The sequence below is a fragment of the Micromonospora sp. CA-259024 genome, from assembly GCF_050936255.1.
In the GTDB taxonomy this organism is placed as follows: Bacteria; Actinomycetota; Actinomycetes; order Mycobacteriales; family Micromonosporaceae; genus Micromonospora.
Genome location: NZ_JBNJND010000001.1, coordinates 2,578,716 through 2,593,924, shown reverse-complemented (window position 1 = coordinate 2,593,924; position 15,209 = coordinate 2,578,716). Strand labels below are relative to the sequence as shown.

The following is a 15,209-nucleotide window of genomic DNA, read 5'->3' as shown; positions in this document are numbered from 1 at the left end:
GTACGCGGAACCGGTGTTTCCGCGTCATTCGGCCGCACCCGTCACCCGCCATCCGACTGGTGTGTCTCCCACACGCCGGCGGCACCGCGAACTTCTTCCGTCCATGGGCGGCCCTCGTGCCGGAGGGTGTCGAGGTGCTCGCCGCGCAGTATCCGGCCCGGGAGACCCGGTTCCTGGACACGCCCGCCGAGACCATGGCGGAGCTGGTCGACGAACTCGCCGACGCATCCGTAGGACTGTTCGACACCACGGTCGCCCTCTTCGGCCACAGCATGGGCGCGTCCGTCGCGTACGAATTGTCCATCCGGCTGCGCGAGCGCGACGGCACCGCACCCGACGCGCTCTTCGTCTCCGGACGCGGCGGACCCGGCCGGGAACGCCGGCCCGGCCTGACCGACGCCGGCGACGACGAGTTGGTCGAGGCACTGCTACGCATGGGCGGCACCGACGCCGAGGTCCTGCATGACCCCGACCTACGCGACGTCGTGCTCCCCGCGATCCGCGCCGACTACCGCCTGCTGGACCGTTACACGCCCCGCCGGCCGGACGACCGATCGATGCTCGACACACCGGTGACCGCCTACTACGGCAGCGACGACACCGACCTCCTCCCGGACGACGTCCACGCCTGGTCGGCGATCACCCGATCCATGTTCCGCACCCGTTCGTTCCCGGGCGGTCACTTCTACCTCGCCGACGTGGCCGACGACCTGCTCGGGGATCTCCTGCAGCACCTTCCAATGAAGAGAAAGGGCCTGTCATGACCAACCCGTTCGAGGACAACGACGCCGAGTACCTGGTTCTGGTGAACGACGAGGGCCAGCATTCGCTGTGGCCGGTCTTCGTCGACGTCCCCGCCGGCTGGCAGGTGGTGCACGGCAAGGCCGCCCGCCAGGACTGCCTCGACTTCATCGAGAGGTCGTGGACCGACATGCGGCCCAAGAGCCTGATCGCCGCCATGGAGCAGGACCACCCGCCGGCCTGACCCGAACCGACCAAACCACATACCGACGTCTGTTACGGAGACCGCCCCGATGATTCCCTTGTCCTTCGCGCAGCGGCGGTTGTGGTTCCTGGCCCAGTTGGAGGGGCCCGGCGCGACCTACAACATCCCACTGGTGCTGCGCCTGTCGGGCACGTTGGACAGTGTGGCCCTGGAGGCGGCGCTCAACGATCTGCTGACGCGGCACGAGGTGCTGCGCACCGTCTTTCCCGTGGTGGATGACGAACCCGTGCAACAGATCCTCGAACCCGGCGAGGTCACCGTCGCCCTGCCGGTCCTCACCGTGCCCGAGGAAGGTCTCGCCGAGGCGATCGCGCGCCGGGTCCAGCACTCCTTCGCCCTGGGTACGGAGATCCCGCTCGCCGCCAGCCTGTTCACGGTCAGGCCGGACGAGCACGTGCTCGTCCTCGTGGTGCATCACATCGCGGGGGATGGCTGGTCGCTGGGGCCGCTGGCGCGTGACGTGTCGGTGGCCTATCGGGCTCGGCTCTCGGGTGTCGCCCCCGAGTGGGAGCCGTTGCCGGTGCAGTACGCCGACTACGCGTTGTGGCAGCAGGACCTTCTCGGTGACGAGAGCGATCCGGGGAGCGTGCTGGCAACGCAGTTGGGTTTCTGGCGGCGTGCGTTGGCAGGGGTCCCCGAGGAGTTGTCGTTGCCGTATGCCCGGGCGCGTCCGGTGGTTGCCTCGCATCGGGGTGGTCATGTGGAGGTGGTGGTTGATCAGGGTGTGCATCGTCGGTTGGTTGCGGTGGCGCGGGCTGCGGGTGTGACGGTGTTCATGGTGGTGCAGGCGGCGGTGGCGGTGGTGTTGTCGCGGTTGGGTGCGGGGACGGATGTTCCGTTGGGTGTGCCGGTGGCGGGGCGTTCGGATGAGGCTTTGGATGGTCTTGTCGGGTTCTTTGTGAACACGTTGGTGGTGCGTGCTGACGTGTCGGGGGATCCGAGTTTTGTGGAGTTGTTGGGGCGGGTGCGTGAGGCGTCGCTGGATGCGTTCGCGCATCAGGATGTGCCGTTCGAGCGGGTGGTGGAGGATCTGTCGCCGGTGCGGTCGATGGGTCGGCATCCGTTGTTCCAGGTGATGGTGGCGGTGCAGAACAATGCTGTGCCGGTGGTGGATCTGCCGGGTGTCGAGGTGTCTGCGGTGACGGTCGATGGGGCCGTGGCGAAGTTCGATCTGGATTTTCAGCTGTCGGAGACTCCGCAGGGTCTGCGTGGGCGGATCGTCTACGCGACGGACCTGTTCGACCCGGCCGACGTTGAACGTATGGCAGACGGTCTGGTCCGGTTCCTGACCGCGGTGGCGGATGATCCGGATGCGCGTGTCGGCGGTCACGACATTCTCGGTGCCGCGGAGCGTGAGTTGGTGTTGCGTGGTTGGAATGACACCGGGCGGGTTGTTCCTGGGGTGTCGGTGGTGGATTTGTTTGAGGCGCGGGTGTTGGTGGCGGCGGGTGCGCCTGCGGTGGTGTCGGCTGATGGTGTTGTGGTGTCGTATGGGGAGTTGAATTCGCGGGCGAATCGGCTGGCTGGGTGGTTGGTTGGTCGGGGTGTTGGTGTGGGGTCGGTGGTGGCGGTTTCGTTGCCTCGGTCGGTGGATTTGTTGGTGGCGTTGTTGGGTGTGTTGAAGGCGGGTGGGGCGTATTTGCCGATCGATCCGGATTATCCGGTGGATCGGGTTGCGGTGATGCTTGCTGATGCGGCTCCGGTGGTTGTTCTGGATGGTGAGTTGCCGTTGGTTGGTGGCTCTGGTTCTGATCTGGGGTTGCGGGTGCCGTGTGATAGTCCGGCGTATGTGATGTTCACGTCGGGTTCGACGGGTCGTCCGAAGGGTGTGGTGGTGTCGCATCGGGCGGTGGTGAATCAGTTCGCGTGGATGCGGGACACTTTTGGGTTGGATGGTTCGGATCGGGTGTTGTTGAAGACACCGGTTGGTTTCGATGTGTCGGTGTGGGAGTTGTTCTGGCCGTTGGTGTCGGGGGCGGCGGTGGTGGTGGCTCGGCCGGGTGGGCATCGTGATGCGGCGTATCTGGCGGGGTTGATTCAGGCTCGGGGTGTGACGGTGGTGCAGTTCGTGCCGTCGATGTTGCGGTTGTTTCTGGCTGAGGCGGGGGCGGCCGGGTGTGTGGGTTTGCGGTTGGTGATGTGTATTGGTGAGGCGTTGCCGGCTGATGTGGTTGACGCGTTTGGTGCTGTTCTTGATGTGCCTTTGTGGAATTTGTATGGTCCGACTGAGGCGACGATCGCTGTCACGGGGGCGTTGACGGTCGCGGGTGCGGGGGTGACGCCGATCGGTGTGCCGATGCATAATTCGCAGGTTTATGTGTTGGATGCGGGTTTGCGGCCGGTTCCGGTGGGGGTGGCGGGTGAGTTGTATTTGGCTGGTGTGCAGTTGGCGCATGGTTATGTGAATCGGCCGGGTTTGACGGCGCAGCGGTTCGTGGCGAATCCGTTCGGTGTGGGTCGGATGTATCGCACTGGTGATGTGGTGCGGTGGCGGGCTGAGGGCAGTTTGGAGTATTTGGGTCGGACTGATGATCAGGTGAAGTTGCGGGGTTTCCGGATCGAGTTGGGGGAGATCGAGGCCGCGCTGGTGGCGGTGCCTGGTGTCAGCCGGGCGGTGGTGGTGGTGCGGGAGGACAGCCCGGGGGATCAGCGGCTTGTCGCGTACCTGGTGGGTGGTGCGGATGTCGGGTTGGTGCGGGAGCGGTTGCTCGCCCGGTTGCCGGGTTACATGGTGCCGTCGGCGTTCGTGTGGTTGGACGCGGTGCCGTTGACCGCGAACGGGAAACTCGACCGTAAGGCGTTGCCGCTGCCGGAGCACACGACAGTGCTGGTGCGTCGTGAGCCGGGCACGGTGGAGGAAGAACTGCTGTGTCAGGTGTTCGCCGAGGTCCTGGGCGTGGACACCGTCGGTGTGGATGACGACTTCTTCGCCCTCGGCGGCCACTCCCTCCTCGCCACCCGACTGGTGAACCGACTGCGCACGACCCTGGCCGTCGAGATCCCCGTACGCGCACTCTTCGAGGCACCCACGGTGGCCGCGCTGGCCGTCCGCCTGCCCGGAGCGCAACGGTCGGGCCGGACGGTCGTCGGCGCGCTGCCCCGGCCGGAACGAGTGCCGCTGTCGTTCGCCCAGCGACGCCTCTGGTTCCTGGATCGTCTCGAAGGACCCAACGCCACCTACAACATCCCGATCGTGCTGCGTCTTGTCGGCGACCTCGACACCGACGTGCTCGACGAGGCGCTCGACGACGTCGTGGCCCGGCACGAGGTGCTGCGTACGGTCTTCCCCTCCGCCGACGGCGAGCCACACCAGGTGATCCTGCCGCCGTCACCGGGCCTCGTCCGCGTGTCGCACGGCGACGATCCCCGAGAGGCGGTCGAGCACACCTTCGATCTCGCGCGGGACGTGCCCCTGCGCGTCTGGCTGATCAAGGACGTGCTGGTCCTCGTGCTGCACCACATCGCCGGGGACGCCTGGTCGCTGGCGCCGCTCGCGGGTGACCTCTCCACCGCGTACCGAGCGCGGCTGGGCGGTGCCGCTCCGGTGTGGGAACCGTTGCCGGTCCAGTACGCGGACTACGCGCTCTGGCAGCGCGACCTGCTCGCCGCCGACAACGATCAACTCGCCTACTGGCGCGCCGCCCTCGACGGCCTGCCCGCTGAGCTTCGACTGCCCACCACCCGGCCCCGCCCAGCCATGTCGTCCCACCGAGGCGGCACCGTTTCGCTGGACATCGACCCGGCCCTGCAGGAGAGCCTGACCCGGCTCTGCCAGACCCACGGCGTCACCACGTTCATGGCACTTCAGGGTGCGCTGGCGGTGCTGCTGTCGCGGTTGGGCGCCGGTACGGACATCCCGGTGGGCACGCCGATCGCCGGCCGTACCGATGAGGCCCTCGACGGTCTGGTCGGCTTCTTCGTCAACACCATGGTCATCCGGAGCGACGTGTCCGGAAATCCGACGTTCACGGAGGTGCTGCGCCGAGTTCGGGAGACGGTGCTGAGCGCCTACGCGCATCAGGACGTGCCGTTCGAGCGGCTGGTCGAGGAGTTGGCCCCGGTCCGTTCCACGGGACGCCACCCGCTGTTCCAGGTCATGCTCACGGTGCTGAACACCCCCATGCCCATCCTCGCCCTTCCCGGCGTCGAGGCCACGGCCGTGCCGCTCGACGAGATCGGGGCGATCCCTGCCAAGTTCGACCTGTCCTTCGAGTTCGCTGAGACCCGCGCGCGACTCACCTACGCGACGGACCTCTTCGACACCGCCGACGCCGAACGCTTGGCGCAGCGGTTCGTACGCGTGCTCACCGCCCTCGTTGACGACCCGGATGCGCGGGTGAGCCGGATCGACGTCCTGGACGGCAGCGAGCGTGACCTGGTCCTGCGCGTCGGATACGACCTCGCCGAGGTGCCGTACGCGACCGTCCCGTCGCTCTTCGAGCAACAGGTCACCGCCAGCCCAGACGCCGTGGCGCTGCTCTTCGAGGACACCGAGCTGTCCTACCGGGACGTCAACGACCGGGCGAACCGCCTGGCACGTCTCCTGGCCGCGCACGGTGTCGGCCCGGAGTCGCTGGTCGCTGTCGCACTGCCGCGCTCACCCGACCTGATTGTCGCCTTCCTCGCGGTGCTCAAGGCCGGCGGTGCCTACCTGCCGATCGACCCCGGTTATCCCGCCGGGCGCATCGCGTTCATGCTCGACGACGCCTCCCCGGCCGTGCTCATCACCCGCAGCGACATCAGTAGCGGAGTCGACCCTCGGGGTATGCCGGTCGTGACCCTGGACGACCCGCAGACGGCCGCAGCATGCGCGCGCCTTGCCGGCACCAATCTCACCGATGCCGAGCGCACCGGCCCGCTGCTGCCCGCGCACCCGGCCTATCTCATCTACACCTCGGGTTCGACCGGTCGCCCCAAGGGCGCCCTGATACAGCACCGCGGCGTCGCCGGGCTCGTGCCCGCGCAGCGCGAGCGTTTTGCGATCGCGCCGGACAGCCGGGTGCTTCAGTTCGCATCCCCGAGCTTCGACGCGGCGGTCTCCGAATGGGCCGTGACGTTGTGCTCCGGTGCTGTGCTGGTCATCGCGCACGCCGACGACCTGGTGCCTGGGCCCGCCCTCGTCCGCACCGTGCGGGAGCGCGCAGTCACCCACGCGACCCTGCCACCGGCCGTGCTGGCCGTGCTTGACCCGGACAGCCTGCCCTCGATCACCACCCTGGTCTCCGCCGGCGAGGCCCTGCCGGCCGAGATCGCCGCCCGCTGGGCCGGCGGGCGGGCCCTGCTCAACGCCTACGGCCCGACCGAGACGACCGTCTGTGCGACGACCACCGCGGCGATGTCCGCAGCGGACGTCGCCGCGCCGCACATCGGTACACCAATCGACGGCCTACGGCTCTACGTGCTCGACGCGGCGCTCAATCCGGTCCCGCCGGGCGTGATCGGTGAACTGTACGTGGCCGGCCCCGCACTGGCCCGCGGCTACCTGAACCGGTCCGCGCTCACCGCGCAACGGTTCGTCGCGAGCCCGGTGGCCGGCCCGGGAGAGCGGATGTATCGCACCGGTGACCTGGTCCGGTGGCGGGCCGACGGCAACCTCGAGTTCCTCGGCCGCGCGGACGACCAGGTCAAGGTGCGCGGATTTCGGATCGAGCCAGGCGAAATCGAGGCGGCTCTGCTGGCCGTGCACGGCGTGCGGCAGGCCGCCGTCGTCGCCCGCGAGGACGTCCCCGGCGAGACACGACTGATCGCGTACGTCGTGCCCGACGCCGGCGCGGCACCGGAGCCATCCGCACTGCGCGCGCACCTGACGGACGTGCTGCCCGACTACCTGGTGCCCGCCGCGGTCATGCCACTGGACGCCCTGCCGTTGACGACCAACGGGAAGCTCGACCGGGCCGCACTGCCGGCACCGGATTTCGCCGCCACGACCAGTCGCGCACCCTCCACCCCTCAGGAGGAGTTGCTGTGCCAGGCGTTCGCCGACGTGCTCAGCGTCGACAGTGTCGGCGTCGACGATGACTTCTTCGCCCTCGGCGGTCACTCCCTGCTCGCCACCCGGTTGATGAGCCGCATCCGCGTCGTCCTGGGTGCGGAGGTTCCACTGCGGGCGCTGTTCGAAACACCGACCGTGGCAGGGCTGGCCGCACGTCTTCCGGGATCGGCACCCGCCCGTGCGGCACTGGCGGCCACGCCGAGGCCCGAGGTGGTACCGCTGTCGTTCGCACAGCAGCGACTCTGGTTCCTGGCCCGCATGGAAGGTCCCAGCGCGACGTATCACATTCCGCTCGTGCTGCGGATGACCGGACCGCTGGACGAAACCGCGCTCACGGCCGCACTCGACGATGTGATCGCGCGGCACGAGGCGTTGCGCACCGTCTTCCCCTTGACCGGCGGAACTCCGCGCCAGCAGCCGCTGGCCGTGGGGGAGGAGTCGGTGGAGCTGGGGGTACGCGAGGTCCACGCCGCCATGCTCGACGACGAGATCGCGGCCGTGGTGCGCATGCCCTTCGACCTCGCGGCGGACCTGCCGATGCGGGTCCGGTTGCTGCGCCTACGGCCGCAGGAGCACGTGCTGGTGCTGGTGCTGCATCACATCGCGGGGGATGGCTGGTCGCTGGGGCCGCTGGCGCGTGACGTGTCGGTGGCCTATCGGGCTCGGCTCTCGGGTGTCGCCCCCGAGTGGGAGCCGTTGCCGGTGCAGTACGCCGACTACGCGTTGTGGCAGCAGGACCTTCTCGGTGACGAGAGCGATCCGGGGAGCGTGCTGGCAACGCAGTTGGGTTTCTGGCGGCGTGCGTTGGCAGGGGCCCCCGAGGAGTTGTCGTTGCCGTATGCCCGGGCGCGTCCGGTGGTTGCCTCGCATCGGGGTGGTCATGTGGAGGTGGTGGTTGATCAGGGTGTGCATCGTCGGTTGGTTGCGGTGGCGCGGGCTGCGGGTGTGACGGTGTTCATGGTGGTGCAGGCGGCGGTGGCGGTGGTGTTGTCGCGGTTGGGTGCGGGGACGGATGTTCCGTTGGGTGTGCCGGTGGCGGGGCGTTCGGATGAGGCTTTGGATGGTCTTGTCGGGTTCTTTGTGAACACGTTGGTGGTGCGTGCTGACGTGTCGGGGGATCCGAGTTTTGTGGAGTTGTTGGGGCGGGTGCGTGAGGCGTCGCTGGATGCGTTCGCGCATCAGGATGTGCCGTTCGAGCGGGTGGTGGAGGATCTGTCGCCGGTGCGGTCGATGGGTCGGCATCCGTTGTTCCAGGTGATGGTGGCGGTGCAGAACAATGCTGTGCCGGTGGTGGATCTGCCGGGTGTCGAGGTGTCTGCGGTGACGGTCGATGGGGCCGTGGCGAAGTTCGATCTGGATTTTCAGCTGTCGGAGACTCCGCAGGGTCTGCGTGGGCGGATCGTCTACGCGACGGACCTGTTCGACCCGGCCGACGTTGAACGTATGGCAGACGGTCTGGTCCGGTTCCTGACCGCGGTGGCGGATGATCCGGATGCGCGTGTCGGCGGTCACGACATTCTCGGTGCCGCGGAGCGTGAGTTGGTGTTGCGTGGGTGGAACGACACCGGGCGGGTTGTTCCTGGGGTGTCGGTGGTGGATTTGTTTGAGGCGCGGGTGGTGGTGGCGCCGGACGCGCTTGCGGTGGGTGGGTTGTCGTATGGGGAGCTTGACGCGCGGGCGAATGGGTTGGCGTGGTGGTTGGTGGGTCGTGGTGTGGGTCCGGAGTCGGTGGTGGCGGTTGATCTGCCGCGGTCGGTGGATCTGGTGGTGGCGTTGTTGGGGGTGTTGAAGGCCGGTGGCGCTTATCTGCCGATTGATGGGGGTTATCCGGTCGAGCGGGTGGCGTTCATGGTGGCGGATGCGGCGCCGCAGGTTGTGGTGACCGCTGAGGTCATGGCCTTGGTGAATGGCGTGGATGTTGGTCCTCGGCGGTTTGTTCGGTCGGATCATCCGGCGTATGTGATTTTCACGTCGGGGTCGACGGGGCGGCCGAAGGGTGTGGTTGTCACTCATCGGGGTTTGGTGAATTACGTGGCGCGGGTGGCTGAGGTGTATCCGGGGTTGGACGGGCGGGTGTTGTTGCATGCGTCGCCGGCGTTCGACACGACGGTCACTTCGGTTTTCGGTGCGTTGGTGTCTGGTGGTCACGTCGTTGTCGGTGAGGTGGAGTCGGCCGAGGGTTTGTCGTTGTTGAAGGTCACTCCGGGGCATCTTCCGATGGTGACCGAGTATCCGTCGGAGTTGTTGGTGGTGGGTGGTGAGGCCCTGCACAGCAGCCAGGTGGGGGACTTGCGGGATCGGGTTGGTGTGGTCAACAGCTACGGTCCGACGGAGACGACCGTTGCTGTTGCGGATTACCGGTTGGGTGATGACGAGGGCCGGGTGCCGATCGGTCGTCCGGTGTGGAACACCCGTTTCTATGTTCTGGACGAGGCTCTGCGGCCGGTGCCGGCGGGGGTTGCCGGCGAGTTGTATGTCGCCGGTGCTCAATTGGCTCGGGGTTATCTGAACCGGGCGGCGTTGACGGCGGAACGGTTTGTGGCGAGCCCGTTCGATGGCCCGGGTGAGCGGTTGTATCGGACCGGGGACCTGGTGAAGTGGCGCGGCGACGGGAATCTGGAGTTTCTTGGTCGGTCTGATGATCAGGTGAAGGTGCGTGGTTATCGGATCGAGTTGGGTGAGGTGGAGGCGGCGCTGCGGGAGTTGCCCGGGGTGGTGCAGGCGGTGGTCGTCGCGCGGGAGGACCGGCTCGTCGCCTATGTCGTGGGTGGTGCGGAGTTGGCGGCTTTGCGGGGTCGTTTGCCGGATTACATGGTGCCGGCGGTGATCGTGGGGTTGGATGCCCTGCCGTTGACGGTGAACGGGAAGGTGGATCGGGCGGCGTTGCCGGCGCCGGAGTTCGTGTCGGGGGACGTGTTTCGGGCTCCGGTGACGGCTCGGGAAACGGTGGTTTGTGCGGCTTTCGCGGAGGTGTTGGGCGTCGATCGGGTCGGTGTCGATGATGATTTCTTCGCTCTTGGTGGTCATTCCCTGCTCGCGGTGACGCTGGTCCAGCGGCTTCGTGATCGGGGTGTCGGTGTCGACGTCCGCTCGATCTTCCTGACCCCGACCCCGGCCAGACTGGCTGAAACGACCGGCAGCACGACCGCCGAGATCGTGGTGCCGCCCAGGCGCACCGGCGCGGCGTTCGCCCCGGACACGTTCCCGTTGATCGAGCTGACCCAGGACGAGATTGATCGGATCGCGGGCCAGATCCCTGGCGGGGCGGCGAACATCGTCGACATCTACCCCCTCGCACCCCTGCAGGAAGGCATCTTCTTCCACCACCTGATGAGCCGAGAGACCGGCCGCGACGACGTGTACGTCCTGCCGCTCACGCTGCGCTTCGACTCCGCGGCACGACTCGACGTGTTTCTCGCCGCGCTGCAGCAGGTGGTCGATCGGCACGAGATCCTCCGCACCGCGATCCTGTGGGAAGGGCTGCGGCAGCCGGTTCAGGTGGTCCAGCGCGCAGCACGGATCGAGCTGTCCGATGGTGGGATCGACCTCAGCAGCGCGCCGCTCCTCCGGGTCGAGGTCACCGGCGACGAGGCCGTGGTCCGGATCCACCACATCGTCCAGGACCACGCGGCGATGGACGTCCTACTCAACGAGGTTCGCGCGGTCATCGCCGGGCGCGGCGGAGACCTTCCCGAGCCGGTGCCGTTCCGCGACCACGTCGCTCGGGCGCTGCTGAGCGCGTCCCTCGACGAGCACGAAACCTACTTCGCATCCCTACTCGGCGACGTGGACGAGCCGACCGCCCCTTTCGGTCTGCTGGACGTGCAGGGCGACGGAAGCGACATCACCGAGTCGACCGCGAAACTCACACCCAGCCTTGCCCGACGGCTGCGGGCAGTGTCCCGCCAGACCGGCACGAGTCCCGCGGTGCTCTTCCACACCGTGTGGGCGCGCGTGCTGTCGGCGATCTCCGGCCGCGACGACGTGGTCTTCGGCACCGTCCTCTTCGGCCGAATGAGCGGCGGCGGTGACACCCCGGGCCTGTTCATCAACACGCTACCCATGCGCGTCACCACCGAGGCTGGCCAGAGCCTGACGCAGGTGCTGTTCGCCGTACGGGACCAACTCGCCGACCTCCAGGCCCACGAGCACACCCCGCTCGCCGTCGCCCAGCGTGCCAGCGGTGTCCCCGCAGGCACACCGCTGTTCACCACCCTGCTCAACTATCGGCACACCACACCGACGGTCGCGGGCGACGGCTTGGACGGCATCACGCTGCTGAAGGTCAGGGAACGCACCAACTACCCGATCTCCGTCATGGTGGACGACCTGGGCGAGGGGTTCACGGTCACCGTGCAGGCCGTCGCCCCGGCGCCCCTCTCGACGATGATTTCCGTCGCGCTGGAGAGCCTCGTGTCGGAGATCGAGTCGGAACGTGACTCGTTCCACGACGTCGATGTCCTCGGTGCCGCGGAGCGTGAGTTGGTGTTGGGTGGTTGGAATGACACCGGGCGGGTTGTTCCTGGGGTGTCGTTGGTGGATTTGTTTGAGGCGCGGGTGTTGGTGGCGGCGGGTGCGCCTGCGGTGGTGTCGGCTGATGGTGTTGTGGTGTCGTATGGGGAGTTGAATTCGCGGGCGAATCGGCTGGCTGGGTGGTTGGTTGGTCGGGGTGTTGGTGTGGGGTCGGTGGTGGCGGTTTCGTTGCCTCGGTCGGTGGATTTGTTGGTGGCGTTGTTGGGTGTGTTGAAGGCGGGTGGGGCGTATTTGCCGATCGATCCGGATTATCCGGTGGATCGGGTTGCGGTGATGCTTGCTGATGCGGCTCCGGTGGTTGTTCTGGATGGTGAGTTGCCGTTGGTTGGTGGCTCTGGTTCTGATCTGGGGTTGCGGGTGCCGTGTGATAGTCCGGCGTATGTGATGTTCACGTCGGGTTCGACGGGTCGTCCGAAGGGTGTGGTGGTGTCGCATCGGGCGGTGGTGAATCAGTTCGCGTGGATGCGGGACACTTTTGGGTTGGATGGTTCGGATCGGGTGTTGTTGAAGACACCGGTTGGTTTCGATGTGTCGGTGTGGGAGTTGTTCTGGCCGTTGGTGTCGGGGGCGGCGGTGGTGGTGGCTCGGCCGGGTGGGCATCGTGATGCGGCGTATCTGGCGGGGTTGATTCAGGCTCGGGGTGTGACGGTGGTGCAGTTCGTGCCGTCGATGTTGCGGTTGTTTCTGGCTGAGGCGGGGGCGGCCGGGTGTGTGGGTTTGCGGTTGGTGATGTGTATTGGTGAGGCGTTGCCGGCTGATGTGGTTGACGCGTTTGGTGCTGTTCTTGATGTGCCTTTGTGGAATTTGTATGGTCCGACTGAGGCGACGATCGCTGTCACGGGGGCGTTGACGGTCGCGGGTGCGGGGGTGACGCCGATCGGTGTGCCGATGCATAATTCGCAGGTTTATGTGTTGGATGCGGGTTTGCGGCCGGTTCCGGTGGGGGTGGCGGGTGAGTTGTATTTGGCTGGTGTGCAGTTGGCGCATGGTTATGTGAATCGGCCGGGTTTGACGGCGCAGCGGTTCGTGGCGAATCCGTTCGGTGTGGGTCGGATGTATCGCACTGGTGATGTGGTGCGGTGGCGGGCTGAGGGCAGTTTGGAGTATTTGGGTCGGACTGATGATCAGGTGAAGTTGCGGGGTTTCCGGATCGAGTTGGGGGAGATCGAGGCCGCGCTGGTGGCGGTGCCTGGTGTCAGCCGGGCGGTGGTGGTGGTGCGGGAGGACAGCCCGGGGGATCAGCGGCTTGTCGCGTACCTGGTGGGTGGTGCGGATGTCGGGTTGGTGCGGGAGCGGTTGCTCGCCCGGTTGCCGGGTTACATGGTGCCGTCGGCGTTCGTGTGGTTGGACGCGGTGCCGTTGACCGCGAACGGGAAACTCGACCGTAAGGCGTTGCCGCTGCCGGAGCACACGACAGTGCTGGTGCGTCGTGAGCCGGGCACGGTGGAGGAAGAACTGCTGTGTCAGGTGTTCGCCGAGGTCCTGGGCGTGGACACCGTCGGTGTGGATGACGACTTCTTCGCCCTCGGCGGCCACTCCCTCCTCGCCACCCGACTGATCAGCAGGATCCGTGCCGTCCTCGGCGCCGACATCCCCCTCGTCAACCTGTTCCAGCACCCCACCGTCGCCGCACTGGCTCCGCTGCTCACCGACGACCGGACCGACGACCCGTTCCAGCCCGTTCTCCCACTGCGCTCCCAGGGCACCCGGCCACCACTCTTCTGCCTGCCTCCGGCAAGCGGACTGAGTTGGTGCTACGCCGGCCTGACCCGGCACGTGGACGTCGACCGCCCGATCTACGGACTCCAGGCTCCGTTGCTCGACGCCGAGCAACCCGACCCGGACCTGGCCAGTCTCGTCGCGTGGTACGTCCAGCACATTCGCAGGATCCAGCCGGTCGGCCCGTACCATCTGCTGGGCTGGTCGGCGGGCGGGACCCTCGCCCACGCCATCGGCGCCGCACTGCAAGGCGACGGCGAAACGGTGGCGCTGCTCGCGATGATGGATGCCTACCCGACCACCGCACCGGGGCCCCTACCGGACGACGAGACGCTGCTCGCCGATCTACTGCGCGCAGCCGGCATCGACCCGGCGACCGTTCCCACCCCGTTGACGGCACCGGCCACCGCACGACTCGTCGACGACGCCCTTCCGTGGACGGTGAAGGAGGAACACGTCCGGACCTATCTGCGGAACGTACGCACCGGCATGCGTCTGCACCACGGCACCGTCCCACCACCGTTCCGGGGCGATGCGATCCACTTCACCGCAACCCGGGGCCGATTCACCCCCGAAGGAGCGAAGCGGCAGTGGCAGCCGTACGTGTCCGGAGCGCTGGACGTCCACGCGGTCGATTCCGACCACGCCGGGATGTGCGGCCACGGGCCCCTCGCCCAGGTCGGCGTCGTGCTCACCGCCCAGTTGCCGTGAACACGTTCCTTCCCATCTGGGCCGGCCGGCTCATCAGCGTGCTCGGTTCGAAGACCAGCGCCTTCGCGCTCAGTCTCTGGGTGTACCAGCAGACCCACTCGATCACCCAGTACTCGATCGGGCTGTTCCTCGCCTTCATACCCGGCCTGCTGCTGTCGCCGTGGGCCGGCGTGCTCGTCGACCGGCATCGCCGGCGGACCATCCTGCTCGGCGCGGAGGCGGCCGCGCTACTCGGAAGCGTCGCATTGGTGGCCAGCCAAAGCACCGGCCACCTCGCCGTGTGGCAGATCTACCTGCTGATCGCTCTCCAGTCCGGTTGCGCAGCCTTTCAATGGCCGGCCCTCTCCGCGGCCGTGACCACGATGGTGCCGCCCGCGCAGCGCGGGCGGGCCGGCGCGATGACGCAGACAGCCCTGTCGACCGCCCAACTGATCAGCCCTGCCCTGTCCACCGCGCTGCTCAGCATGGGAGGCCTCACCGTGGTTCTCCTGGCCGACACCGCGTCGATCGCCTTCGGGCTGCTCACGCTCGTCGCAGTGCGTTTCCCCGAGCCCGTTGCGGCGAACATTCCGGCCGCAACCGACCGGTCGGGATGGCGGGTGGAGATCCGGGTAGGCCGGCAGCTCATCCAGGACGACCGGCGTCTCGTGCACCTGCTGCGCGTGGCGACCGCCCTGTTCGCCGTGCAGGCGGCCGCGCCCGTCCTGCTGCTGCCGCTGATCCTGGCGGATGTGCCCCCATCGCGGCAGAGCCTCGCCGTCGCCGTGGTGAGCACGGCGGCCGGAGTCGGCCTGGCCGCCGGCAGCCTCGCCATGTCCCTGTGGCGCGGTCCGCGCCGCCGCTTCCTGTGGATCCGTGCGGCGACCGCGGTCAGCGCCGTCGCCGTTATCGTGGCTGGCGTCTACCCGCGGCCTGTCGTGCTCTGCGTGGCCGCGTTCGTGTTCTCGTTTGGGGTGCCGGTGGTGGTCTCCTGCTCGCAGGTGCTGTGGCAGGACGCGATCAGCCCCGAAGCGCAGGGGCGTGTATTCGCGCTGCGGCGGATGCTCGTGCAAGCGGGCACTATCGCCGGCCTGTTGGCGGCCGGGCCACTGGCCGCAGCAACAGCGGCCGTGCTCCACGTGGGCATTCGTGCCAGCTCCATGCTCCTACTCGCCGCCATCGGTGCCGCACTGGCCGCAACGGCCCTACTCACGCCGGTGCAGCCCGTTCAACCGGTAGCCACGCAGAGAGCCTGACCACCGCCGCCAA

At 67.5% G+C, this 15,209-nt stretch carries 4 protein-coding genes; all 4 read left to right on the top strand.

Going from position 1 to position 15,209, the window contains the following annotated elements:
- The first annotated feature begins 59 nt into the window (after positions 1-59).
- From ACQEUX_RS11265 to ACQEUX_RS11250, 4 genes are read left to right on the top strand one after another with little or no spacing between them, the layout of a single operon-like run.
- Positions 60-764, top strand: a complete 705-nt coding sequence (locus ACQEUX_RS11265; protein WP_433045271.1) for a thioesterase II family protein — start codon at positions 60-62, stop codon at positions 762-764.
- Positions 761-985, top strand: coding sequence for an MbtH family protein (locus tag ACQEUX_RS11260; RefSeq protein ID WP_433045268.1), 225 nt, complete (start codon positions 761-763; stop codon positions 983-985). Before ACQEUX_RS11265 ends, ACQEUX_RS11260 begins: the two co-directional genes overlap by 4 nt.
- Before the next feature lie 49 nt (positions 986-1,034).
- Positions 1,035-13,961, top strand: coding sequence for an amino acid adenylation domain-containing protein (locus ACQEUX_RS11255; protein WP_433045265.1), 12,927 nt, complete (start codon positions 1,035-1,037; stop codon positions 13,959-13,961).
- Positions 13,958-15,196, top strand: a complete 1,239-nt coding sequence (locus ACQEUX_RS11250) for an MFS transporter (RefSeq protein ID WP_433045262.1) — start codon at positions 13,958-13,960, stop codon at positions 15,194-15,196. Before ACQEUX_RS11255 ends, ACQEUX_RS11250 begins: the two co-directional genes overlap by 4 nt.
- Positions 15,197-15,209: the final 13 nt, after the last annotated feature.

Excerpts from the sequence above, each read along its gene's own strand:
- ACQEUX_RS11260 (WP_433045268.1), top strand. The coding sequence starts at position 761 with ATGACCAACCCGTTCGAGGACAACGACGCCGAGTACCTGGTTCTGGTG.
- ACQEUX_RS11255 (WP_433045265.1), top strand. The coding sequence starts at position 1,035 with ATGATTCCCTTGTCCTTCGCGCAGCGGCGGTTGTGGTTCCTGGCCCAG.